19 protein-coding genes are annotated in these 22,850 nt (G+C 62.4%); 13 read left to right on the forward strand and 6 right to left on the reverse strand.

Annotation, left to right across the window (positions count from 1 at the left end; translation table 11 throughout):
* Positions 1–4 precede the first annotated feature (4 nt).
* From AC4P1R_RS20225 to AC4P1R_RS20240, 4 genes are all read left to right on the forward strand, one after another.
* Complete coding sequence (locus AC4P1R_RS20225) at positions 5–850, forward strand: formate/nitrite transporter family protein (RefSeq protein ID WP_069457159.1); 846 nt, start codon at positions 5–7, stop codon at positions 848–850.
* Positions 851–913: 63 nt separating this feature from the next.
* Positions 914–2,647, forward strand: a complete 1,734-nt coding sequence (locus AC4P1R_RS20230) for a bifunctional protein-serine/threonine kinase/phosphatase (protein ID WP_069457158.1) — start codon at positions 914–916, stop codon at positions 2,645–2,647.
* Between the two features lie 323 nt (positions 2,648–2,970).
* Positions 2,971–5,643, forward strand: coding sequence for a nitrate reductase (locus AC4P1R_RS20235; RefSeq protein ID WP_069457157.1), 2,673 nt, complete (start codon positions 2,971–2,973; stop codon positions 5,641–5,643).
* On the forward strand, positions 5,615–6,766 hold the full coding sequence (locus AC4P1R_RS20240; RefSeq protein WP_069457156.1) for a siroheme synthase family protein: 1,152 nt from the start codon (positions 5,615–5,617) through the stop codon (positions 6,764–6,766). Before AC4P1R_RS20235 ends, AC4P1R_RS20240 begins: the two co-directional genes overlap by 29 nt.
* A gap of 75 nt (positions 6,767–6,841) precedes the next feature.
* Here the strand turns inward: AC4P1R_RS20240 and AC4P1R_RS20245 are convergent, their stop codons facing one another.
* The gene (locus tag AC4P1R_RS20245; RefSeq protein WP_069457155.1) at positions 6,842–7,315 is read right to left on the reverse strand and encodes an NUDIX hydrolase; all 474 of its coding nucleotides are present in this window, start codon (positions 7,313–7,315) and stop codon (positions 6,842–6,844) included.
* Positions 7,316–7,482: 167 nt separating this feature from the next.
* Between AC4P1R_RS20245 and AC4P1R_RS20250 the strand changes: the two genes are divergently transcribed.
* Both AC4P1R_RS20250 and AC4P1R_RS20255 read left to right on the forward strand, forming a co-directional pair.
* Complete coding sequence (locus tag AC4P1R_RS20250; RefSeq protein WP_225191515.1) at positions 7,483–8,466, forward strand: zinc-dependent alcohol dehydrogenase family protein; 984 nt, start codon at positions 7,483–7,485, stop codon at positions 8,464–8,466.
* Positions 8,467–8,581: 115 nt separating this feature from the next.
* Positions 8,582–9,418 carry a universal stress protein gene (locus AC4P1R_RS20255; protein ID WP_492178538.1) on the forward strand — a complete coding sequence of 279 codons (837 nt, stop codon included), beginning with the start codon at positions 8,582–8,584 and terminating at the stop codon, positions 9,416–9,418.
* 52 nt (positions 9,419–9,470) lie between these two features.
* On the opposite strand, the gene AC4P1R_RS20260 is transcribed toward AC4P1R_RS20255, so the two are convergent.
* Positions 9,471–9,923, reverse strand: a complete 453-nt coding sequence (locus tag AC4P1R_RS20260; RefSeq protein WP_151613784.1) for a pyridoxamine 5'-phosphate oxidase family protein — start codon at positions 9,921–9,923, stop codon at positions 9,471–9,473.
* A 331-nt stretch (positions 9,924–10,254) separates the two neighbouring features.
* Between AC4P1R_RS20260 and AC4P1R_RS20265 the strand changes: the two genes are divergently transcribed.
* Positions 10,255–10,644, forward strand: a complete 390-nt coding sequence (locus tag AC4P1R_RS20265) for a hypothetical protein (protein WP_151613785.1) — start codon at positions 10,255–10,257, stop codon at positions 10,642–10,644.
* 110 nt (positions 10,645–10,754) lie between these two features.
* On the opposite strand, the gene AC4P1R_RS20270 is transcribed toward AC4P1R_RS20265, so the two are convergent.
* From AC4P1R_RS20270 to AC4P1R_RS20280, 3 genes are all read right to left on the reverse strand, one after another.
* Positions 10,755–12,005, reverse strand: coding sequence for an MgtC/SapB family protein (locus AC4P1R_RS20270; RefSeq protein ID WP_151613786.1), 1,251 nt, complete (start codon positions 12,003–12,005; stop codon positions 10,755–10,757).
* A gap of 174 nt (positions 12,006–12,179) precedes the next feature.
* A complete protein-coding gene (locus tag AC4P1R_RS20275) occupies positions 12,180–12,950 on the reverse strand; it encodes a slipin family protein (RefSeq protein ID WP_151613787.1) in 771 nt (256 codons plus the stop codon).
* 109 nt (positions 12,951–13,059) lie between these two features.
* A complete protein-coding gene (locus AC4P1R_RS20280) occupies positions 13,060–14,436 on the reverse strand; it encodes an NfeD family protein (RefSeq protein ID WP_151613788.1) in 1,377 nt (458 codons plus the stop codon).
* Positions 14,437–14,724: 288 nt separating this feature from the next.
* Between AC4P1R_RS20280 and AC4P1R_RS20285 the strand changes: the two genes are divergently transcribed.
* From AC4P1R_RS20285 to AC4P1R_RS20310, 6 genes are all read left to right on the forward strand, one after another.
* The gene (locus tag AC4P1R_RS20285) at positions 14,725–15,729 is read left to right on the forward strand and encodes a LacI family DNA-binding transcriptional regulator (RefSeq protein ID WP_151613789.1); all 1,005 of its coding nucleotides are present in this window, start codon (positions 14,725–14,727) and stop codon (positions 15,727–15,729) included.
* Positions 15,730–15,769: 40 nt separating this feature from the next.
* Entirely contained in the window at positions 15,770–17,053 is a 1,284-nt protein-coding gene (locus AC4P1R_RS20290) for an ABC transporter substrate-binding protein (protein WP_151613973.1), read from the forward strand.
* A 152-nt stretch (positions 17,054–17,205) separates the two neighbouring features.
* Positions 17,206–18,147, forward strand: a complete 942-nt coding sequence (locus AC4P1R_RS20295) for a carbohydrate ABC transporter permease (protein ID WP_151613790.1) — start codon at positions 17,206–17,208, stop codon at positions 18,145–18,147.
* On the forward strand, positions 18,140–19,033 hold the full coding sequence (locus AC4P1R_RS20300; RefSeq protein WP_151613791.1) for a carbohydrate ABC transporter permease: 894 nt from the start codon (positions 18,140–18,142) through the stop codon (positions 19,031–19,033). Before AC4P1R_RS20295 ends, AC4P1R_RS20300 begins: the two co-directional genes overlap by 8 nt.
* Positions 19,034–19,036: 3 nt before the next feature.
* The gene (locus AC4P1R_RS20305; RefSeq protein WP_151613792.1) at positions 19,037–20,755 is read left to right on the forward strand and encodes a glycoside hydrolase family 32 protein; all 1,719 of its coding nucleotides are present in this window, start codon (positions 19,037–19,039) and stop codon (positions 20,753–20,755) included.
* A gap of 21 nt (positions 20,756–20,776) precedes the next feature.
* On the forward strand, positions 20,777–21,823 hold the full coding sequence (locus tag AC4P1R_RS20310) for an ABC transporter ATP-binding protein (RefSeq protein ID WP_151613793.1): 1,047 nt from the start codon (positions 20,777–20,779) through the stop codon (positions 21,821–21,823).
* Positions 21,824–21,849: 26 nt separating this feature from the next.
* On the opposite strand, the gene AC4P1R_RS20315 is transcribed toward AC4P1R_RS20310, so the two are convergent.
* Positions 21,850–22,842 carry a LacI family DNA-binding transcriptional regulator gene (locus tag AC4P1R_RS20315; protein ID WP_151613794.1) on the reverse strand — a complete coding sequence of 331 codons (993 nt, stop codon included), beginning with the start codon at positions 22,840–22,842 and terminating at the stop codon, positions 21,850–21,852.
* Between the last annotated feature and the right edge of the window lie 8 nt (positions 22,843–22,850).

The following is a 22,850-nucleotide window of genomic DNA, read 5'->3' on the forward strand; positions in this document are numbered from 1 at the left end:
CGCGATGTCCTACGTAGCTCCCCAGGAATTCGCCACCAAGATGATAGATGCGGGCGAGTCCAAAGTCTTCATGTCCACAAAGGACACACTGATCCGCGCCTACATGGCCGGTGCCATCCTCGCGCTTGCCGCAGCATTCGCGGTCACGATCACCGTCAACACGGGAGAGCCGCTGATCGGCGCCTTGCTCTTTCCGGTCGGCTTCTGTCTGCTTTACCTCATGGGCTTCGACCTACTGACCGGCGTCTTCACGCTGGCGCCCTTGGCGCTCATCGCCAAGCGTCCGGGCGTGACGATCGGCGGTATTTTACGGAACTGGGGTCTGGTTTTCGTCGGTAATTTTGCCGGCGCGCTGACGACCGCCGTGTTCATGGCGATTATCTTCACCATGGGCTTTTCGCAGGAACCCAATGCGGTCGGGCAGAAGATCGGTTCGATTGGTGAATCGCGTACGCTGGGCTACGCCGCTGCCGGGGCCGCTGGTATGCTGACGCTCTTCATCCGGGCAGTCATGTGCAACTGGATGGTTTCGACCGGCGTCGTCGCGGCCATGATGTCGAACTCGGTTTCCGGCAAGGTCATCGCCATGTGGATGCCGATCCTGGTCTTCTTCTATCTCGGTTTCGAGCACTCGATCGTCAACATGTATCTCTTCCCATCGGGCATCATGCTCGGCGGCCAGTTCACCTGGATGGACTATTTCCTCTGGAATGAAATCCCGACGGTGGCAGGCAATCTCGTCGGCGGCGTTACCTTCGTCGGTGGGATGATCTACGCGACCCATTACAAGACCTCGCCGAGCCGCAATTCGACCGAAAAGCCCGCCACGCGCCTTGTTGCCGCCGAATAAACTGACACAGCAGTTATCTGGTCCCGCCTCGCGGCGGGACCGTTTCCTTTTTGGGAAGGTTTGATGCTGAAGTCGCTCACCCCGGGCAAACTCACGGTTGATCTCGGGCAGTACTCGTCGGCGGGTCGCAAGACGATCAATCAGGATTTCCATGGCGCCATCGTTCCGGCCGGTGCCGCCCTCACGGTGAAGGGTATCGCTCTTGCCATTGCCGATGGCATTTCCTCGAGCCCGGTCAGCCATATCGCCGCGGAGACAGCGGTCAAGAGCTTCCTGACCGACTATTACTGCACCTCCGATGCCTGGACGGTCAAAACCGCCGCAAGCCGCGTGATCGACGCGACCAATTCATGGCTCAGTGCCCAGAACCGGGGCCTCGAAGATCGCGATCACGCCCATGTGACAACGTTTTCGGCGCTCGTTCTGAAAGGCCGGAGGGCTCATCTCTTCCATGTCGGCGACAGCCGCATCTGGCGGCTTTCCGGCCGCAGCCTTGAGCCGCTGACGACCGATCATCGCCTGGCGCCTTCACATGGCGAGAGCTATCTGGGCAGAGCGCTTGGATTGCTCCCCTCCGTCGAGATCGACTATCGCCGGCTGGATCTCCAGCCCGGGGACGTCTTCGTGTTGACAACCGATGGCGTTCACGACAGCGTTTCTCTCCGGACTATTGCCGCATGCATCACTTCGAACGCGGACCTTTCCGCCGCAGCGGCCGCTATTGCAACGTCGGCCCATGAAGCGGGAAGCAGCGACAATCTGACGATTCAGATCGTCCGGATCGAGGGCCTGCCTGAAGACGACCTGGAGCCGGTCTTTGACAAGGCAGATTCGTTGCCCCCGGCGCCATTGCCTCGCGTGCCCTGTGAGTTCGAGGGCTACCAGCTTCACCGGCAGATCCACGCGAGCCACCGCAGCCATATCTTTCTGGCCACCGAACCGGAAACGGGTGAGCGCGTGGCTCTGAAGTTTACATCGGCTGACATGCGCGAAGACGAAAACTACCTTCGGCGCTTCGCGATGGAGGAATGGATCGCGCGCCGCCTCTCGAGCGTGCACGTCTTGAAGAGCCGGCAGCCGCTAAAGCCACGCAGATCCCTCTACCTGGTTACCGAATTCGTCGAAGGCGAGACCCTGGCTCAATGGATGGCAGACCGGCCGCAAGCCGATCTCCGCGCAGTGCGCGATATCATCGGCCAGATTGCTGACGGTCTTCGCGCGCTCCACCGCAAGGAAATCATCCATCAGGACTTGCGCCCCGAGAACCTCATGATCGATCGGAGCGGGACCGTGAAAATCATCGACTTCGGTTCGGCCTTGGTGGCTGGCCTCAACGAGGCAGCGCCAGGGATCGACCGCGGCGACATACTCGGCACAGTCCAATATGCGGCCCCGGAATATTTCGTGGGGGACCATGGGAGCGAGCAATCCGACCTCTATTCGGTCGGCGTGATCGCCTACCAGATGCTGACCGGTCGTCTGCCTTATGGCGCGGCAGTCGCGCGGACTCGCAATCGGCGACAGCAACAGAAGCTGCGCTTCAGCAGCTTGCGGGAAATCCGCCCGGATGTGCCGGATTGGGTGGAGGGGGCGATCCGCAAGGCGGTCCATCCCGATCCCGCCAAGCGGTATCAGGTGTTATCGGAGTTCGTGTACGACCTCTCGCATCCGAACCCAAACATGGTCGCGACTGATCCGCAGTCCCTGATGGATCGCAACCCTCTGTTGTTCTGGAAGTGCCTGACCGTCCTCTTGAGCCTGGTGACCATAGGACTGCTCCTGAAAGACTTCGGTTAAGGCATATTGCCTATTTTGTAGGCATAAAATGCAAACTATTAAATCTTGTGCACTCGCGGTTTTTTTGCCAGTATAGGCAGGCAGTCAGGCGACTCCGTTGCCTTGGTCTTCCTAGAAACGGTGCATCCGCAACGGAGCGGCCCCACCGCCAGCCTTACATCCAGGCGCCAGCATCGACGCTGTGTAACTCATCCGTTTCCCGCAGGGAGACTGGCTGAATTGCATGGCGCTTTTTTCGTTTGGGCAGGCTCACGATAAGGGAGCGTTCTCAAGCGGCGCATCCCACCTGACCCGATGGTCAAACGAGGAATTGGTACGATCGAATGCCAGAACCGGTCCAAGAGAAGAGCACGAAGACCACCTGTCCCTATTGCGGCGTAGGCTGCGGCGTCATTGCCCGCGTCGGCAACGACGGTAGTGTCAGCATCACGGGCGACCCCGAGCATCCGGCCAATTTCGGACGGCTCTGTTCCAAGGGATCGGCGCTCGCCGAAACCCTCGATCTGGACGGCCGCCTCCTTTATCCGGAAATCGGTGGACGGCGGGCCGGCTGGGACGAAGCCCTTGACCTCGTCGCCGAGCGCTTTTCGCAAAGCATCGCGGAACATGGCCCGGACTCAGTCGCCTTCTACGTGTCGGGGCAATTGCTGACGGAAGACTATTACATCGCCAACAAGCTGATGAAGGGTTTCATCGGCTCGGGCAATATCGACACGAACTCGCGGCTCTGCATGTCCTCATCGGTGGCGGGGCATCGCCGCGCTTTCGGGTCCGACACGGTGCCGGGAACCTATGAGGACCTGGAGCTTGCCGACCTCGTCGTGCTGACGGGCTCCAACCTTGCCTGGTGCCATCCGGTCCTTTATCAGCGCCTCGCATCGGCAAAGGCGAGCCGGCCGGAAATGAAGGTTGTGGTCATCGACCCGCGGCGGACGATGACCTCGGACATCGCCGACATGCATCTGGCGATCGCGCCCGACGGTGACACGGCACTCTTCAACGGCCTCCTGAGCCATCTCGTGACAAGCGGCGCGATCGACCAGAACTACATCTCCGCGCATACGCGTGGCTTCCCGGAAGCCTTTGCCGCCGCCTCGGCGCTGGACCTTCCCGCACTCACCAGGGCGACCGGCCTGACGCTGGCGGAGCTTGGTGATTTCTATCGGTTGTTCGAAACGACCGAGAAGGTCGTGACCTGCTACAGCCAGGGCGTAAACCAATCGGCCTCCGGCACCGACAAGGTCAATGCCATCCTCAATTGCCATCTCGCCACCGGCCGCATCGGTCGGCCCGGCATGGGCCCCTTCTCGCTGACGGGTCAACCCAACGCCATGGGCGGGCGCGAAGTCGGCGGGCTCGCCAACATGCTCGCCGCCCACATGGATCTCGAAAAGCAGCACCACCGCGATCTTGTGCAGCGTTTCTGGAACGCCCCGGGTCTGGCGACCAAACCCGGCCTCAAGGCAGTCGATATGTTCCGCGCTGTCGCCGACGGGCGCATCAAGGCGTTGTGGATCATGGCTACGAATCCAGTCGTGTCGATGCCCGACGCCGATGCGGTCGAGGCAGCGATCAAGGCCTGTCCCTTCGTCGTGGTCTCAGACGTCTTACGGGAGACAGATACGGCCCGTCACGCCCATGTGACTCTGCCCTCGCTCGGCTGGGGCGAGAAGAGCGGCACGGTGACGAATTCCGAGCGACGAATCTCGCGCCAGCGCGCCTTCCTCGTTGCGCCCGGAGAAGCACGCGCCGATTGGTGGCAACTGGCCGAAGTCGGGCGGCGAATGGGATTTGCGGAAGCCTTCGGCCACACCTCTCCGGCCGAGGTTTTCGCCGAACACGCCGCCCTTTCCGGCTTCGAGAACGACGGCCGCCGTGATTTCGACATCAGCGCTCATGCCGCGATCGACGAGGCGGGCTACGACGATCTCCCGCCCTTCCAGTGGCCGCAGCCGAAAGGCACTGCGCCTGAGGAGAGGCGTTTTTTCGCCGAGGGCGGGTTCTACCATCCGGACCGCCGCGCCAATTTCATCGCGGTCGAAGCGGTGAAGGCAAGACCCGCCAATGACGCCTTCCCCTTCACGCTCAACACCGGCCGGGTACGCGACCATTGGCACACCATGACGCGCACCGGCAAGAGCGCCCGGCTCTCCAGCCATCTCGCCGAGCCCTTCGTCGAGATCCATCCGCGCGATGCACAGAAGCTCGGCATAGCGGATGCCGATCTCGTGACGATCGAAAGCCCCTACGGACTCGTGGTCGTGCGCGCCCTGATCACCGAGCGGCAGGCGGAAGGCAATCTCTTCGTGCCGATGCACTGGAACAATCAGTTCGCCGCGAAGGGCCGCGTCGACGCACTTGTGCCACCCGTCACGGACCCTTTCTCCGGACAGCCCGCCTCGAAGAACGTGGCGGTCCGCGCCACGCGCTTCGCGGCCAAGACCTACGGCTTCGCCGTTTCCGCACAAAAGCCCGAGGTGTTCGATGCGCCCTATTGGGCGGCCGCCAAGGCCGAAGGCGGATGGCGCATGGAACTCGCCTTCAGGGGCGATGGCCCCGATTGGATCGACTGGTGTCGGCAGGTCTTCTCCATCGCTGCCGATATTGAGCCGATTGGTTACACCGACCGGACCTCAGGCGAATTGCGCCTCGCTTTCTTCGACGAAGACCGGCTGCTTGCGGCGCTCTTCCTTTCAACCCGGCCGGTTGCCGTCGCGCGCAATTGGGCGGTGTCGCAGCTTGGCGCGTCGCACGCAAACCTCAGCAGGCGCTTCGCCGTGACGGCGGGGCGGCCCGGCGCCGACAAGCCCGATCCGGGCGCAACCGTCTGTTCCTGCTTCAGTGTCGGCGTGAACCAGATCGCCGCCGCGATCCGCGACGGCTGCCACAACGTCGAGACGATCGGCGAGAAACTCAGTGCCGGCACCAATTGCGGCTCCTGCCGCGCCGAGATCAGAGGGATAATCCATGCCTGTCTTGCAGCCGCTGCCGAATGACGTGAGTCCAAAGCATCGCGTCGCAACATTGGCGACGCTGCCGCTTTTCTGGTCGCTGACGCGCAAAAGGGTGGTCGTCGCCGGCGGCAGCGATGCGGCCGCCTGGAAAGCGGAACTGCTTTCGGCTTGCGGCGCCGAGGTCCATCTCTACGCGCGGCGTTCCGAAGCGAGCGAAGGCCTTCTCGACCTCATCACCCGTCGGGCTGCCCATGAATGTGGCCGTCTCGTCCATCACGACGACAGCTGGCACGACGGCGTCTTCGAAGGCGCAGCTCTGGCGATCGGCGATTGCGAGGACGGTACCGAAGCGGAAGCCTTCTTCAAGGCGGCACGAACGGCCGGCGTTCCGGTGAATGTCATCGACAAGCCCGCCTTCTGCCAGTTTCAGTTCGGATCAATCGTCAACCGCTCCCCGGTCGTGGTGGCGATCTCGACCGACGGAGCGGCACCGATCCTTGCCCAGGCGATCCGTCGGCGCATCGAAACGCTGCTGCCGCCGGCGATCAAGCACTGGGCAACGATCGCCCAGAGGATCCGCGAACGGGTCAATGCGCGGCTGCAGCCGGGTGCCGCGCGCCGCATCTTTTGGGAGCGTTTCGTCGATCGGTCCTTCCAGGACACACCGGAGGAGGGTGTGGAGACGCGGCTGATGGCGGAGTTGGGGCGTCTGGCGACGCCACGCCCCGCCATCGGCCGCGTCACCATCGTCGGGGCCGGTCCGGGCGATGCGGAATTGCTGACGCTCAAGGCGGTGCGCGCCCTGCAAGCCGCCGATGTCATTATCTATGACGAGCAGATTTCCAGCGACGTCCTGGAACTCGCCCGCCGTGAGGCCAAGCGCATCCTCGTCAGCCAGTTGAACCCTACGGCAAGCGGCAAACCGAGGGCTGAGGATGGAGCGCAAGTGGCGGCGCTCGCCAAAGCGGGCAAGCGCGTCGTTCGGCTTCAACCCGGAAATCCGAGGGCGACGAGCGCGGGCATCGAGGAAGCGGAAAGGCTTGAACGGCTCGGCATCGCCGTGGAGCTTGTCGCAGGCGTGAATGCGGATAACGGCGACGCCAATGCCGCGGCAATGGCAATTCGGTTAATCGATTCCACCCTACCGCGCCGCGCGTCTTGTTAGACGCGCAAAGATCGCGGTAGCAAATGTCTTTGCCCTTTAATCGAGGTCGACTTACGGAGACGTGCAGTACGAGACTCAGGGCTCGGAGTCCTTGGGGCACAACGCCTCAAGTCGATCGAGAAACGGCCGCTGCGCCGGGTTTATCTTCGCACGCGCGTCTGCCAGCGTGAACCAGCCGGCGCGATCGACCTCCGGAAACGATTGCGTGCGGCCGCTGCGCGGCGGCCATTCCATGTCGAAACTGTTGCTCCGGAGGCGGTCGATGTCGAAATCGCTCTCGCTCGCATAGGCTGCGACCAGCTTGCCGCCTTTCTGGCGCTCCTCGCCAAGAGACGTCAGCCGGCCGGTCACCGCGATACCCGTCTCCTCGTGGACCTCGCGCCTTGCCGCGGCCTCCGGCTGCTCATCGGGACCGTATTCTCCCTTCGGGATCGACCAGGCTCCAAGATCACGGTTGTTCCAGAAGGGTCCGCCAGGATGTACGAGCAGGACGAGAATCCTGCCGGCTTCATGTTTGTAAAGCAGAATGCCCGCGCTCTTCTTCGACATTTGCTATCCTCGGTTGCTGCCGAAAAACGCCAGTGTCGCAGTGATCGACACAGCTGTGAAGGGACGCTCTGCGCGCGGCTTTCGAAAAACCGCACTCTTGTCAAAACCATACGCTATAGTCGGAAGCTCAGCATGTGGCCAACCTGCTCTCCGCGAAAGGCTCGGCTATGCGAGCGATGGTGCTAGAGGAAATCGGCAAACCGTTGGTAATGGTTGAACGCCCGCTTTCCGATCCGCTTGCCGGACAGATAAGCCTAAGGGTCGAAGCCTGTGCCGTGTGCCGGACCGATCTGCATGTGGTAGACGGCGACTTGCCGCAGCCCAGGCTGCCGCTTGTCCCCGGCCACGAGATCGTCGGTGTGGTCGAGGCGGTCGGCGCCGGCGTGGATCAGGCACGGATCGGCCGCCGCGTCGGCGTGCCATGGCTCGGCCACACCTGCGGCACCTGCTTCTATTGCCGCTCCGAAGCGGAAAATCTCTGCGATGCGCCGCTATTTACCGGTTATACCCGGGATGGCGGCTTCGCGACGAATGTCGTCGCTGACGCCGACTACGCATTCGATCTCGATCCTGCGGGCGACCCGGTGGCGCTCGCGCCCCTGCTCTGCGCCGGGCTCATCGGCTGGCGCTCGCTGAAGCGGGCAGGAGAAGGCCGGCGTATCGGTCTGTACGGCTTCGGCGCCGCCGCGCACATCATCGCCCAGATCTGTACCTGGCAGGAAAGGGAGGTCTATGCCTTCACGCGTCCCGGCGACGTGACGGCGCAGCGCTTTGCGCGCGAGCTCAGTGCGGTCTGGGCCGGGACATCGGACGAAGCCCCGCCCGAGTTGCTGGACGCAGCAATCATTTTCGCACCGGTCGGACCTCTTGTACCGAGAGCGCTCCAGGCGGTGCGCAAGGGAGGCCGCGTCGTCTGCGGCGGCATCCATATGAGCGACATTCCTGCCATGCCCTATGCGCTCATTTGGGGGGAGCGCGAGCTTCTGTCCATTGCCAATCTGACGCGTCAGGACGCGCGCGAATTTTTCGAGATCGCCGCGCGCGCCGGAGTGCACACCCGCACAAGCGTCTATCCCCTGGATGAGGCGAATGCCGCCCTCGATGACCTTCGCAACGGCAGACTGAGCGGCGCCGCCGTGTTGGTGCCTTGATGGCCGCCTTTGCTGCCGCCCCCGCTCAGCTTGTTGACACGGATCAATGATCGCAACCGCCGACAATCTACGATCATGCCACATGACCTGGATCAACCCGCGAAGGAGATTCCTGATGACGTACAAGACCATTCTCAGCGTGATCGGCGTCAACGGTTTTGAAGATGATCTGCAGGCGGCGGCTGATATCTGCGCGGAGAGCGAAGCCCATCTGACGGCGTTGATGGTCAAATTGGCCGCACCGCCCCCGCTTGGCGACTATGCCGCCACGATGTCGGTCGCGTGGCTCGATGAACGGGAACGGGATCTCTCCGATCTGCGCAAGAGTGTGCAGGGGGCCAAGGCCGTGCTGTCCAGAACGGGAGTCTCCTTTGAAGTCGACAGCATTTATTCTGAATTTGCCTGGGCCGACAACGAAATAGGCGACCGCGCCCGCTATGCCGATCTGACACTGATCGGCACCGGGCTCGCCGCCGATCCCGAATTGCGGGCTCGCACTGTCAACGGTGCCCTTTTCAACTCGGCCCGGCCCGTGCTGCTGGTGCCGAAGGGCCGACGCGCGACCATGGCCCCGAAAACGGTGCTGCTCGCCTGGAATTCCCACATCGAGGCAGCGCGCGCCGTAGGCGGGGCCCTAGAGTTGATGGGCGCCGCCGATCTCGTCCATGTAACCATGGTCGATCCGGAGGATTCGCCCGTAAAGAGCGGTGAAGAGCCGGGCGCCGACATCGCCGCCTACCTCGCCCGCCACGGCGTCAAGGTCACCGTTGACCGTCTGCCGAGCTCCGGCCATCGTGTCGAGGACGTCATCAACCGGCATGCGCTTGCGATCGGCGCCGACCTTATCGTCATGGGCGCCTATGGCCACTCGCGCATGCGCGAGCGGATTTTCGGGGGTGTCACGAAATCAATGATCGACACGGCAGCGGCGCCGGTGTTCATGGTCCATTAAAGGTAGCGCATCGGCCCGAAAATCGTACCCGATTTGCGGAAAGCCCGATGCGCTAGCCTTCCACCACCGCAGCCCGTCCGGTCACTTCATCTATGACGAGGCAATAGAAGAGATGCGGCGACGTGGCGAGGATCTCCTGTGGTGCCGGTTTCAGCCCTCCCGGCTCCCACCAATTCGGATATGCCTCGAGCGCCGACCAGGCATGCAGGTGCTCCTGATGCCATTGCCCCCTCTCCGGAAGCTCCTGATATCGTCCGTGCACGACCACGCTTTTCCACTGGTGCCGGTCCAGAAATTCGTCGACCTGCACGCAGACATGCGGATTACTGCGCATCCACTCGATCTTTTGCCCAGGCATCGAAAAGCTGTAGAGACACTGGCCGGCATGAGCATAGTAGATGGGAACGACATACGGCCTGTCGCCCTTGACGCAGCCCAGCCTCCCCAAGCGATGCGACGAAACGAGGGCGAGGCATTCGTGCTCGGACATTTCCCTGACGAACATGGTTCTATCCCTTCATCCTGCGGCCAGAATGATTTATATCTTAGACCGCTCGAGCTGCATTGAGATAGCTCAAGGGCTGAGCTTCATCCACCTCGGTGGTCACCTACAGCGCCGCGCGTCTTTGTCCCCAAATCGAGCTCGATCAAAGGAGACATGCAGTGGGCCGGTGATTGACGCGGATCAAAGAGTGTAAGCATCGCTGCCTGATAATGTTTTTGATGAGAGTGACACGGCGTCGGAATTGAGCCCTAGGCGAGACGTATTGAGCGTCGTTCGCAAATCCGATTGTCGAACAGGGCGACAAGAAGCAGCGAATAGAGGAGTTGCCTTCATGCCCAAGAAGACCACGGACAAGTTCGCATCCACATTTTGGCCCCAGGTTCCGGCAGCGGTTGACGGCCGCATGTTTCTGCTGTCGATGGGACATTTCCAGGCGACGGCGATGCAGGCAATGCTGCGTTACCAGATCGAAGTGCTGACCTTCATCAAAAACCGCAGCGAACACGACAGACAATTCCTGGAGGAACTGCTCGCGTCGGATTACGCGCGCGACGGCTTCGATCTCTATTGCAGCTTCTGGCGGGAGGCACTTCAGGACTATTCCGACGAGGCCGAGCGCCTGACGCGGCTCGGCTCGCAAATGGCAGCGCAGACGGCCAGGCAGGTTCGCGACGATCAGGAAGAGCTGACGGAGGAAGTCGCGACGAGGATGGTCATGTAGCAGCCGGAGCGCTCCGGCACGGGAATATTACAGCGCCGCGCGACTTTTCAGACGCGCGGCGCTTGCTTTACCTCATAGAATCTGCGCAACGGCCGTTTTCGCGGTTGCTCTCATCCGATCGTCAGATGGACCGCCCAGCCGACGCCGACGGCCAATGCCGAGGTCATCGCCAGCGGAAGCCAATAGGCCGTGGTGCCGGACGAAACTGCGGCGACGAAAACCCGGCCGGCGGCATTGGCGGCGATGGCTGCGAGCACCGCATCGCCGATGATCGTCAACGGCAGGGATTGGCTGCTTGTCCGCAATGCGCTGAGGACGGCGACGTCCACGTCGAAGGCTGCAGACAGCGCCGAGACGGCAATGAGACTCTCGTGCCCGATATGCACCACCAGAGCCGCCCCCAGGGTCGCGGTCAACGCGAAAAGCGTTGCGAAAATGAGCAGCGGCATGAGGTCGAAGGGATTTCGTGCGCTCACCGCCCGGCCATTCGGCGTTAATCCACGCCCCATCAACACGGCACCAACGAGCGCGAAGACTGCGGCGCCGGCAAAGACTGCGGGCGCGACCTGCGGAAGGACCGCCGGGGAAATGACGGCGATGATCACCTGCGTCCGCAGAAGCGATACAACGGCAGCCAGGTTCGCCGCGCCGGCCAAAGCCTTTGCGCTCTCGCCGCTCCGGACCTTCTGCCCGAAGCTCGCGGTGACGGCGGTCGAGGAGACCAAAGCGCCGGCAAGTCCGCTGACGAGCAGCCCGCGCGTCGAACCGAACAGACGCACGGCGATATAGCCCAGGAAGGAAATCGCGGCGCTGAGGACGGTAAAGAACCATATCTCCCAGGGGTTGAAGCCGCCCCACGGATCAATGGCGCGGTCGGGCATCAAAGGCAAACCGATCGCCGTCATGACCGAAAGCGCGAGTGCGGAGCGCAACTCGATCCATGACAGGCGTTTCAGAAGCTTGTGAAGGACCTCGCGGCTAGCAAGCACAGCGGCAACGGCAGCCCCGCCGGCCGCCGCCGCGCGGAAGTCGCCGGCAACCGCTAATCCGCCGAGCGCAAACACACAAAGCGCGGCGACGACGCCGGTGACGCTGAAGTCGGCGTCATGGCGGGCCTCACGCAGTTTGAACCATGCAAAAGCGAGGGCGAAGCCTAAGAACCCGGCGGCGAAAATGAAGCCGCCGCCTTGCTCTCGCGCCAGAGCGCCGAATACGCCGCCAAGCAGGCCGGAGATCCCGTAGGTCCTGATGCCCGCCGTGCGGCTACCCTCCGGTGCATCCCGCTCGCGCCATCCGCGTTCGAGGCCGACAAGAAGGCCGATCGCAAGAGCAAGGCCGAATCTCGGAATGAGCGATTCCATCAGGATGTCCAGACCCCTGGTTTTGTTCAGCAGGCTGCAATGACGAGAACAGTCGCCATTACAGGCGACGACATTCTCTCTTGTTTGCGGACGGCCCGCAGTGACCGAAGTCAAAGCCGCCGACGGACGGGGAACAAGGTTGAGATCAGTACCTGATGCGCAATAGCGGCTGCATTATTCGGACGAGCCCCTTGCCTTGGGGAGTATGCTGGCAAGCTCCATCGGGAAGGGGAAGATCACCGTCGAATTCTTCTCGCCGGCGATGACGTTCAGCGTGCTCAGATAGCGCAATTGCATCGCCTGGGGCTCCCGGGCGAGAATTTCTGCCGCTTCGAGCAGTTTCGCTGCCGCCTGCTGTTCGCCTTCGGCATTGATGACCTTGGCGCGCCGCTCCCGTTCGGCTTCCGCCTGGCGGGCGATCGCGCGGATCATGGATTCGTTGATGTCGACATGCTTGATCTCGACGGTCGCCACCTTGACGCCCCAGGCATCGGTCTGCACGTCGAGGATCTTCTGGATATCGTCATTGAGACGGTCGCGCTCGGCAAGCATCTCGTCGAGATCGTGCTTGCCGAGTACAGAGCGCAAGGTCGTCTGGGCGAGTTGGCTGGTGGCCGCCATGAAATCCTCGACCTGGATCGTCGATTTCTCCGCATCAATCACCCGAAAGTAGATGACGGCGCTGACGCGGACGGAAACATTGTCATGGGAAATGACGTCCTGGCTCGGGACGTCGAGAACGCGGGTTCTCAAGTCGACCCTCACCATCTGCTGGACATAAGGAAGGAGGAGGATGAGGCCCGGGCCCTTGACGCCGGTAAATCGGCCGAGCGTGAAGATGACGCCGCGTTCATACTCCCTGAGTATCCGGATCGCATAGGCGATAACGATCAGCAGGAGAAACAGCGCCGCCACCAAAGGGGCGAGACTTCCAAATAAGGGCATCGAGATCCTCCTCTTCCCGCCTGGCGAGTCTTGGCACACCGATCCACAGACCGCGTGATCGGCTGCACGACATCGTGCGGGATGGGAGGGCGACTATGGACGCTCTGCCTTACCCGCCGCTCCAACTGCCTTGCGCATGGCGCACGACCTTGAGCGTCAGGCCGTCGCGGCCGACGACCTTGATCTCCTCACCCGGATCGAGCGGCTCCGTGCTCACCGCCTTCCAGCGTTCGCCATGTGCGATTACGTAACCGGCGGCGCCCGCCCAGCTGTCGACCTTGCCCGATAAGCCGATCATCTGTTCCGAACCGGTGACGACCCGATGCCGGTGCGAGAGGAAGGCGAGGCGCGCGACGATCAAACTGAAGGCGAGGCTTGCGATCGCAATGCCGCCGAGAACTCGCCAGGACACCTGCAGCCCCGGCACGTCGGTATCGAACAGGATGGCAGCGCCGAGCACGAGGGCGATGCCGCCTCCGATTCCGAGCACGCCGAAGGACGGCGAATGCGCCTCGCCGACCAGCAGCCCGCTCCCGAGCAGGATGAGCCCGATGCCGGCATAGCTCACCGGCAGCACGGCAAGCGCATAGAGGCCGACCAATAGGCTGATGCCGCCGATCGTGCCCGGCACCATCGTTCCGGGCGACAGGAACTCGAAAATCAGCCCATATATGCCGACGATCATCAGCAGGAGAGCAACGTTCGGATTGGTAATGACGGAGAGCAAGCGTGTCCGCCAGTCGGGCGCCAGATCCTCGACGACCAGGTTCGCCATGTCGAGCCGGACATCCGTCTGGGCGACGCGGACCGTACGACCGTCGGCCTGCCTTAAAAGATCCTCCATGGTGGGAGCGACAAAATCGATGACATTCTCGCGTGCCGCCGCAGCCGAAGACAGGCTTGCCGCCTCCCGGACGGCGCGTTCCGCCCAATCAGCGTTGCGGCCGCGCAGTTCGGCGAGCCCGCGAATATAGGCTATCGCATCGTTGAGGAGCTTCGCTTCGGCGGCACTGGCCGGACGCTTGTCCGCACTCTGCTCGTCTGCGTCACCGGGTGTTTCCTTGTCCCCCTCGTCCCCGCCGAACAGCCCTCCGCCGATGGCGATCGGCGTGGCAGCGCCAAGATTGGTCCCCGGCGCCATCGCAGCCACATGGCTTGCATAGAGGATGTAGGTCCCGGCACTTGCCGCCCTCGCCCCGCTGGGCGCGACGAAACTCGCCACGGGCACTGAGGAATCAAGGATGGCACGAATGATCTCGCGCATGGAGGTGTCGAGACCGCCCGGCGTGTCCATCTGCAGAACGACCAGTGCGACGCCCCGTTCACGGGCACGTTGAAGACCTTTCGTCACATATTCCGCCGTAGCCGGGCCGATGGCACCGTCCACATGCAGGACGAGCGCGACACGCTCCTGTGCGGACACACGGGGCGCCGGCAGCGCAAGCGCCGCCAGGAACAACAGCACCAGGGCGAGGATTCTAGACATCCGCCGTCAAAGCCTCTTGGTCTCGGCGCGTGAAGCGCGCGGCATCGCGCTTTCCAATGCCACTACCCTTCGTCGAAATTCGACTTCCCTAATATAGGCCAGAACGGCAGAAAGTGTAAGAGATGGCCTCGGAGCCTGCCGCAGAAGTTGCATTGACGCTGCACGTTCAGCAAGGGCAGCTAGCTGCCTCTCCAGATCGACAACGCCACTGACACGCAACGGGATTGACACTGATGCGCCACCGATGGTATTTATGCTGAGTAAACGTTAACCCACAGGACCGCATCCGTGACAGCCTCGCTGACCGACATAGCCAAGCGCGCGGGCGTTTCCGTCAAGACCGTCTCCGGCGCATTGCATGGCGGATCGGCGCGCATGTCCGTTGAGACGCGGCAACGCGTCAAGGAGATCGCCGAGGAACTCGGCTATGTCACCAATCTTGCCGCCCGCAGCATGCGCCAGGGCTGGATGCCGCTGATCGGCGTCGTCGCCGATGACTTGATCACCTCGCCCTTCGCCACCGAAATCATACGCGGCCTCGACGGCGCAGCGCGTGCATCCGACATGGCAGTCTTCGCAATGACCCTGAGCGGCCGGCGGGACGTAGCCTCTGTACTGGAGGAGGTACGCCGTTTCCGTCCGCGTGCGATCGCTTACGCGGCCATGTACCACAAGACCGTGTCCCTGCCGGAGGAATTTGCGGATACCGTCGGCGTGATGATCAATTGCCGCGAAGCCAATGACCGTGTCACTTCGCTGGTGCCTGACGAGGTGGGCGCCGCGCAGGAGATCACCAGCTACTTGATCGATGCCGGGCGACGCAATATCGTCTTCATCAACCTGCCTGGTCTGCTTGCCGGCGAATTGCGCGAAGCGGGCTTCCGGCGGGCAATGACCGATGCTGGCCTCGACAGCACTTGCACCCGCGTCTTGCCTGCCGTCCGTCGCGCCGTCTACAGCGACAGGGCGCCTAGTCTCGTCCTTTCCCATGTCACCGAGTTGATGCGCGGCCCCAATCCGCCCGATGCCATCCTTTGCGGCAACGACCGCGTGGCCATGGAGGTTTATGCGGCGCTGCGTCGGGTGGGCGCACAGATCCCGGACGATGTCGCCGTTGCGAGTTTCGACAACCAGGTCGACATCGCGTCGCGTCTGGATCCGCCCCTGACGACAATGGCCCTGCCACATCGCGCCATGGGGCGGCAGGCTGCCGACATCCTGCTCGCCGGCGATGCTGCGCGGGGCGAAGTGCGCAAGCTGTCGTTCCAATTGGTGGAGCGAGCATCCGTCTGATTTCGTGCAGCGTGAAGTTATTTGAGGAGGAGAGACTATGATGGGTAAACGATTACTTTCACTGCTGATGGCATCCGCCGCCCTGAGTGGCTTCGCAGAGGCGAAGACCGTGATCCATGTGATGCATCAAGGCGATCCCGGCTGGGTTGCGACCTATGGCGATGTCGCCAAGCGGTTCGAAGCGGCCAATCCGGATGTGGATATCGAGCTCATTTACGCGCCGCATGACGCCTATAATGAGAAGTTCAGCGCGGCCGTCATGTCCAGGCAATTGCCGGATATCATGGAACTCGATGCACCGTTCCTGGCAAACTACGTCTGGTCCGGTTACCTGCAGCCGATCAAGCCGCTGATCGACCAGGACGTCCTCGACGACATGACCGAATCCAACATCGCACAGGGCACCTATCCGGTAGACAAGGATCTTTACGCCGTCGGCCTTACCGACTCGTCCGTCGTCCTCTATGGCAACCGGAAATACCTGGAAGCCATCGGCGCTCGCATCCCCAAGGGAGTGGACGACGCCTGGACGCGCGAAGAGTTCGAGGGGTACCTCGAGAAACTCTCCAAGCTCGACGGCGTCAAATGGCCGATCGACACCTTCCGCGGCTATGGCATCAAAACCGAGTGGATCACCTATGCGTATGGCCCGGTCCTGCAATCGGCGGGTTGCGACCTTATCGACCGCTCGACATGGAAGTCCGTCGGAACGCTCGACAGCGATGCTTGCGTCGATGCCATGGCTATGATGCAGACATGGGTGAAGAACGGGTGGGTCGTGCCGCAATCGTCGGGCACCAATCAGTTCTTTGCCGAGGGACACCCGGCGGCCCTGGCGATGGGTGGTCACTGGTTCTATGCCGAAGCCGCCGCTTCGATGAAGGACGATGTCGTGGTGATGCCGCTGCCGAAATTCGGACCGAAGGGAGCAAGCCCGAACGGAACCTGGATCTGGGGGATCACGACCGCGTCCGAGCATCCGGACATCGCCGGAAAGTTCATCAGCTTCATGCTGAAGGACAAGCAGTTTCGTGACTATGCCCGGGACGACTCCGCTTATCCCGGCCTGAAGAGCTTTGCCGCCGATTCACCGCTCTACGACGCCGGCGGCCCAATGGCCGTGGCCTTCGAGCAGGCCTCCAAGACCGCGGTTGCACGACCGCCGCATCCGGCTTACCCGATTATTACCTCCGCTTTCATGGGAGCCGTCGACGAGATCTTCAATGGCGGTGACGTCAAGGCCGCACTCACGGCCGCAGCAGAGAAGATCGACGAGGATATCGACGAGAACGACGGCTACCCGCCCTTCGACGAGCAGCCATGACGTGATCACAGCTTCGCGGCGCCCCACGGCGCCGCGCGGCCCGTCAGGCATCACAGCTCGTGATTGATCTGAGAGGGCAGGCAACCACGCGGCCAAATGACTGCCGGGCGATACGCCAGTCGGCGCTGAACGCGACTCAAAAGGAGGAGATCATGACCTTGCAGCAATCGGCGCTGCCGACGACTGTGACCGCGACCCACCCTGCTTCGCGGCGGGACAGAAGCCGGCTGTACCAGGAGATCGGCATGCTCGCGCCGGCGGTGATCCTCCTGACGATCTTCCTGATCGTGCCGTTCCTCCTGTCGTTCTGGACGGCCATGACCAACCAGCCGCTGGTGCCGCGTCCGACGCCCGTTCGCTTCATCGGCTTCAACAACTTCCTGCGCATCCTCAGGGACGATCTCTTTTGGACATCGCTCTGGAATGTCTCGCGCTTCACCTTCTGGATACTGCCGGTCCAATGCGGACTGGCATTTGCCACGGCAATGCTCTTGCACCAGAAGCTGCCGTTCCGCAATTTCTTCCGCGGGCTCTTCTTCCTGCCCGCTATCACCTCAATGGTGGTCGTCTGCGTCATCTGGGGCACGCTCTTCCAGTATCCGACAGGACCGCTCAACCAGGTAATCGGCTTCCTTTCCGGCGGCAGCATTCAGCCCATCGACTGGCTTGGCGATCCCGAGTGGGCGATGTTCTCGATCGTGCTTCTCTCGGCCTGGCAGGCCTACGGTTTTCAGATGATCATCTATCTCGCCGGTCTGCAGGGCATTCCAGACGAACTTTACGATGCCGCGCGGATCGACGGCGCCAACGCCTTCCAGCGCTTCTGGCACGTGACCATGCCGGGGCTCCGGCCGACACATGTGTTCGTCCTGGTCATCACCACCATCCAGGCCTTCAAGCTCTATACCCAGGTCGCGATCCTGACCCAGGGTGGTCCGAAGAGCAGCACCGAAACCGTGGTGCACTACATGGTGCGCTCCGGCTTCGAAGAGCAGAAGCTCGGGCATGCCTCGGCCGTCTCGGTCATTCTCTTTTTGATCGTGCTCGTCATCGCGCTCCTGCAGCGCCAACTCCTGAGGCGTTACGATGTCTGATCTCGTCCTTTCCACAGCACAGGTGGAGGTAAAGCCCGCGCGCTCCGCAATCGGCTCGCTGCGCACCGTCCAAACCGCCTGCATTCTCATTGTTGCCCTTGTGATCGTTTCGCCGCTCCTGATGCTGTTCGTGGCGAGCCTCAAGGACGACCGGTTCCAGATCCTGGCGGATATGGGTAGTTTCCGGGCCTTCTGGGTGTCCGATCCCACGCTTTCGAACTTCCAGGAGGTCGGCAATTTCTCCGGCCAGCTTGCCTTCGGCCGCTATCTCGTGAACTCGCTGATCATCCTGGCGAGCACCGTCGGCTTCGGGCTCATCGTCAATTCCATGGCTGGCTTCGTGCTCGCCTGGGGGTCGCTGCGCGGCCGTGCGCTGATCCTGTCGCTGGTAATCGCGCTCTACGTCATCCCGCAGGAGAGCATCATCATGCCGCTCGTCATCATGGTGTCTCGCGCCGGCATGACCGACACCTTCGCCGTGCAGATCGTGCCGTGGGTCGCAAGCCCGCTCTACATTTTCTTGTTCTACCAGTTCTTCGCGCAACTGCCGAAGGAACTGTTCGAAGCCGCTCAGATCGATGGCGCTTCGGTTTTCCGCATCTACCGGTCGATCTTCCTGCCGCTCAGCCTGCCGGCGCTGGCAACCGTGTCGATCCTGATGGGGATCGAGGCCTGGAACCAATATCTCTGGCCGATTCTCGTGACGCAGACCGATTATGCCCGGCCGATCGCCGTCGCCATCGCCACCTTCTTCGGTCAGGACAGCATCTATTGGGATCGCGCCATGGCCGCCTCCGTCCTGATGATGATCCCGATCCTCGTCCTCTATCTTGCCTTCCAGCGCTGGTTCGTAAGCTCCTTCGTTGGTTCCGCCGTGAAAGGTTGATCAATGACAAGCCATGCAAACCCCTCTTCCCTTGTCGGCAGCCTTGAATCGCTGAACGCCGACCTCCCCGCTGGCGCCATCATCCATGCGTGGCTGAAGGCAGTTGGGGCCGGAGCACCGGCCGAGATGACGGCGAGCCGGGAAGGAAAGGAAATTGGCCGGCTCTCCGCGGGAAATGCCGAGGAATTCGAGCACGGGACGTTGGTCGTTGAGGGTGGCGGCAAGACCGTGCTCACCTACGACCCGACCACCACCGCTGTCTCGGTTGTCTATGCCTTCTCAGAAGCGAGCGTTTTCAAGGAGGGCATCCGTGTGCTCTTGTACGGCGAGGGTAATGCGCCGCCCGCCGTTCCGGGCAGCTACCATTTCCGGCCCCCCTTCGGCTGGATGAACGACCCGAACGGATTCGGCCGCTTCAGCGACCACGTGCATCTCTTCTATCAGCACTACCCGCACAGCCTTCGCTGGAACACCATGCATTGGGGCCACGCGGTCTCCGAAGACTATTTGCACTGGCGACATCTGCCGGTCTTTCTCTTTCCCTCCGCGGAGCTTTCGGCACGAGCCGACGGCCGTGGCGGCGCCTTTTCCGGTTCGGCCATTCCGCGTTCCGGCGAAGAACCGGGCATCCGCGTCTTCTTCACCGAACAGGTCAAGGACCGTGAGCCCGAGGAACAGATCCAGTTGACCGCGGTAAGCCACGACCTTATGACCGCCGGCCCAGCCGAACTCGTTCTTGCCGAGCGCCCGATGGGCCTGGATCTGACACTCGATTTCCGCGACCCCTACGTGTTCAAGGCCCCTGATGGCCGCTGGAAGATGCTTGTCGGCAGCCGCGATCAGGCGGGGGGCGTCGTCCTCATTTACGAAACTGCTGATCCGGATGCAGCCGCCGGTTGGACTTACATCGGCATTCTCCACCGCGAGGACCGTTTCGGGATGACGGCTGCCGAATGTCCCTGCATCATACCGCTCGACGGGGCGGAGGACGATCCGCAAACCCGCTGGGCGCTGATTTTCGGGCTGCTCACCAGCCGCGATCCGGCGACCGGCAGGCGCAACCTCACGGTCGCGACCGTCGGCCGTTTCGACGGCCGATCCTTCTTCAGGGAGTTCGAGCAGGAGCTGGATTTCGGTACCGACGCCTATGCATTCCAGGCCTTCGTCGATCGTGCCGGCCCAGTCGGCATCGCTTGGCTCGCCAACTGGACGGATGTATCGAAGAAGACCGATTTCCCGACGGCGATGACGCTGCCGCGCCGTCTCCTGCTCGAAGACGGCGCGTTGCGGACGCCGCCGGTCGCGGGCGCCGAGAGCCTGCGTCGGCAACTCATCGACGATCACCGGCTGCTTTCCGGCGAGGCGGTGGATCTCGGCAACGGCGCCGTCGAGATCGTCATCGATCTTTCGGCACCGGGCGCTGCATTCGATCTCGAATTCGACCATCCCGAGGTCGAACTCGGGCTCCGACTCGACGAGCAGGGTTTGAGCATCCTCTATGACGCGCCTGAGGGCAAATTTCCGCCCCGCTACATCGCTGCCGGGGCTCGGCCCTCGACGCTTCGCATCTTCCTCGACATGGGCTCGATCGAAGTGTTTGCGGACAATGGCCGCTGGACGGGCACGAAGCGCCTGCCCGGTTTCGACGGAATCCGCTCCGCCCGCCTCATCGCGCACCAGGGCAATGTCGCAGCCGCCCGCCTATGGCAACTCGCGCTCTGACAAGTCAACAGGGAGAACTTCATGGCATCCGTCTCGATCGAACAGGTTCGCAAGCAATACGGCGCCGTGCCGGTTATCCACGGCGTCTCCATGGACATTGAGGATGGCGAATTCGTCACCCTCGTCGGCCCCTCGGGGTGCGGCAAGTCAACGCTTCTGCGCATGCTTGCCGGGCTTGAGGATATCAGCGGCGGCGACATCCGCATCGGCGGCCGCGTCGTTAACGATGTGGCGCCGAAGGAGCGCGACATCGCCATGGTCTTTCAGAGCTACGCGCTCTATCCCCATATGACGGTCGCACAGAATATGGGGTTCGCGCTCAGGCTCAAGGGCCAGGATAAGGCAACGATCGACGAGCGCGTGCGCGAGGCGGCCGACATCCTGGCGCTGGGCCCCCTGCTCGACCGGCTGCCGAAACAACTTTCCGGCGGGCAGCGCCAGCGTGTGGCAATGGGGCGTGCAATCGTCCGCCACCCGCAGGTCTTCCTGTTCGATGAACCGCTGTCGAACCTCGACGCCAAGCTGCGCGTCACCATGCGTGCAGAGATCAAGGAATTGCACCAGCGCCTGAAAACCACCACCGTCTACGTCACCCACGATCAGATCGAGGCGATGACCATGGCGGACCGGATCGTCGTGATGCGCGGCGGCAAGGTCGAGCAGATCGGCAGGCCGCTGGAGCTTTACGACCGGCCGGCCAACACATTCGTCGCGAGTTTCATCGGCTCACCAGCGATGAATCTCTTAGAGGGTAGGATCGTGGACGGATCATTCGTCACCAGCGGCGGCGTGGCCTTGCCGCTGCCGAGCGACGGCAAGGGCGATGCAGCCGGCATCTACGGCATTCGACCGGAACATTTGACGATTACCGAAAGCGGCGCCCCCGCCACCGTCGTGGTCGTGGAGCCGACGGGGTCCGAAACGCATGTGATCGTGAAACTCGGATCAGCGGAGATGACGCTGGTGCTGCGCGACCGGGTCGACCTGGACCCGGGCCAGCCGATCACGATCGCCCCGGATCCCTCGAAGATCCATCTATTCTCTTCAGAAGGAGTGCGCCTCAACTGACGCGCCGCCGGGCAACTGGCGTGACCTCAGAACGACGCTCGCTCGACAAAACGGCCGGACACCCGCACGATCCCTGGCGGGTGCGTGTCCGGTTCGATCGCGGCGAACATCGCCGCGGCACCCATCTCGTAGTATGGGAGCGCCATGGTCGACAAGCCAGGCTGCAGCATTTTCGCGATCGGGTGCAGATTGTCGAAACTTGCCACGCCAACGTCTTGGCCGACCTTCAACCCGAGATCCGCTAACGCGAAGTAGACGTTCATCGCGAGCATGTCCTGGCCACAGAGAATCAGGTCTGGGCGAGCGGCCGCGGCCATGAGTCCCGGAAGGATGTGATCAGCAATGAACACCGGGGCACCTGCGCTATCCCGAACGACGGCGGTGTGGACGGCACCCGAGAGATCGAGGCCGCGCGCCGCGCCCGCTTCGACAAAGCCGCGCGCTCGCAGCGGGGCCGCAACGATATCTTCGGGAAGGTTCAGGAATACTGGCCGCCGGTAGCTGCGATCAAGGATGATCGACGTCAACTCGTATGCGAGCCGATAGTCGTCCGGCACGATGGCGTGATACCCGCCAACGGCGTCGAAGCAATTCAGCAGCACGCAGGGAATGCGGGTTGCGGTGCGATCGACCGACTGGTGATAGGGGGTCGCATAGATCACCGCTTCGGCCCGAAAAGCGGCAAGCTGCTCTTCTGCGTGCCGTTCCGTCTCGCTGTTTCGTTCGACGTTGAACAGCATCATCTGCTTGCCGGCTTTCCAGGCGGCATCCTGGGCGCCGCGGATGAGTTCTATCGAGGAGGAGGTGGTGGCGACCCGGTCGGATATGAAGCCGATGACATTGCTCTTCTGCGATCGCATCATGCGCGCCGCCTGAGAAGGCGTGTAGCCGAGTTCGCCGATGATGGCTTCAATCCGCGCACGTGTCTCCGCGTTCACCAGCGGGTCACGATTGATGACCCGTGATACGGTTTTCAACGACGTCCGGGCACGCCTTGCAATCTCCCGCTGCGTAATCAACGACCCCT

This window comes from Sinorhizobium sp. Y406 (assembly GCF_058732025.1).

Excerpts from the sequence above, each read along its gene's own strand:
- AC4P1R_RS20295 (WP_151613790.1), top strand. The coding sequence starts at position 17,206 with ATGACCTTGCAGCAATCGGCGCTGCCGACGACTGTGACCGCGACCCAC.
- AC4P1R_RS20260 (WP_151613784.1), bottom strand. The coding sequence starts at position 9,923 with ATGTTCGTCAGGGAAATGTCCGAGCACGAATGCCTCGCCCTCGTTTCG.
- AC4P1R_RS20240 (WP_069457156.1), top strand. The coding sequence starts at position 5,615 with ATGCCTGTCTTGCAGCCGCTGCCGAATGACGTGAGTCCAAAGCATCGC.
- AC4P1R_RS20270 (WP_151613786.1), bottom strand. The coding sequence starts at position 12,005 with ATGGAATCGCTCATTCCGAGATTCGGCCTTGCTCTTGCGATCGGCCTT.
- AC4P1R_RS20290 (WP_151613973.1), top strand. The coding sequence starts at position 15,770 with ATGGGTAAACGATTACTTTCACTGCTGATGGCATCCGCCGCCCTGAGT.
- AC4P1R_RS20275 (WP_151613787.1), bottom strand. The coding sequence starts at position 12,950 with ATGCCCTTATTTGGAAGTCTCGCCCCTTTGGTGGCGGCGCTGTTTCTC.
- AC4P1R_RS20235 (WP_069457157.1), top strand. The coding sequence starts at position 2,971 with ATGCCAGAACCGGTCCAAGAGAAGAGCACGAAGACCACCTGTCCCTAT.
- AC4P1R_RS20310 (WP_151613793.1), top strand. The coding sequence starts at position 20,777 with ATGGCATCCGTCTCGATCGAACAGGTTCGCAAGCAATACGGCGCCGTG.
- AC4P1R_RS20300 (WP_151613791.1), top strand. The coding sequence starts at position 18,140 with ATGTCTGATCTCGTCCTTTCCACAGCACAGGTGGAGGTAAAGCCCGCG.
- AC4P1R_RS20225 (WP_069457159.1), top strand. The coding sequence starts at position 5 with ATGTCCTACGTAGCTCCCCAGGAATTCGCCACCAAGATGATAGATGCG.
- AC4P1R_RS20255 (WP_492178538.1), top strand. The coding sequence starts at position 8,582 with ATGACGTACAAGACCATTCTCAGCGTGATCGGCGTCAACGGTTTTGAA.
- AC4P1R_RS20265 (WP_151613785.1), top strand. The coding sequence starts at position 10,255 with ATGCCCAAGAAGACCACGGACAAGTTCGCATCCACATTTTGGCCCCAG.
- AC4P1R_RS20250 (WP_225191515.1), top strand. The coding sequence starts at position 7,483 with ATGCGAGCGATGGTGCTAGAGGAAATCGGCAAACCGTTGGTAATGGTT.
- AC4P1R_RS20245 (WP_069457155.1), bottom strand. The coding sequence starts at position 7,315 with ATGTCGAAGAAGAGCGCGGGCATTCTGCTTTACAAACATGAAGCCGGC.
- AC4P1R_RS20305 (WP_151613792.1), top strand. The coding sequence starts at position 19,037 with ATGACAAGCCATGCAAACCCCTCTTCCCTTGTCGGCAGCCTTGAATCG.
- AC4P1R_RS20230 (WP_069457158.1), top strand. The coding sequence starts at position 914 with ATGCTGAAGTCGCTCACCCCGGGCAAACTCACGGTTGATCTCGGGCAG.
- AC4P1R_RS20280 (WP_151613788.1), bottom strand. The coding sequence starts at position 14,436 with ATGTCTAGAATCCTCGCCCTGGTGCTGTTGTTCCTGGCGGCGCTTGCG.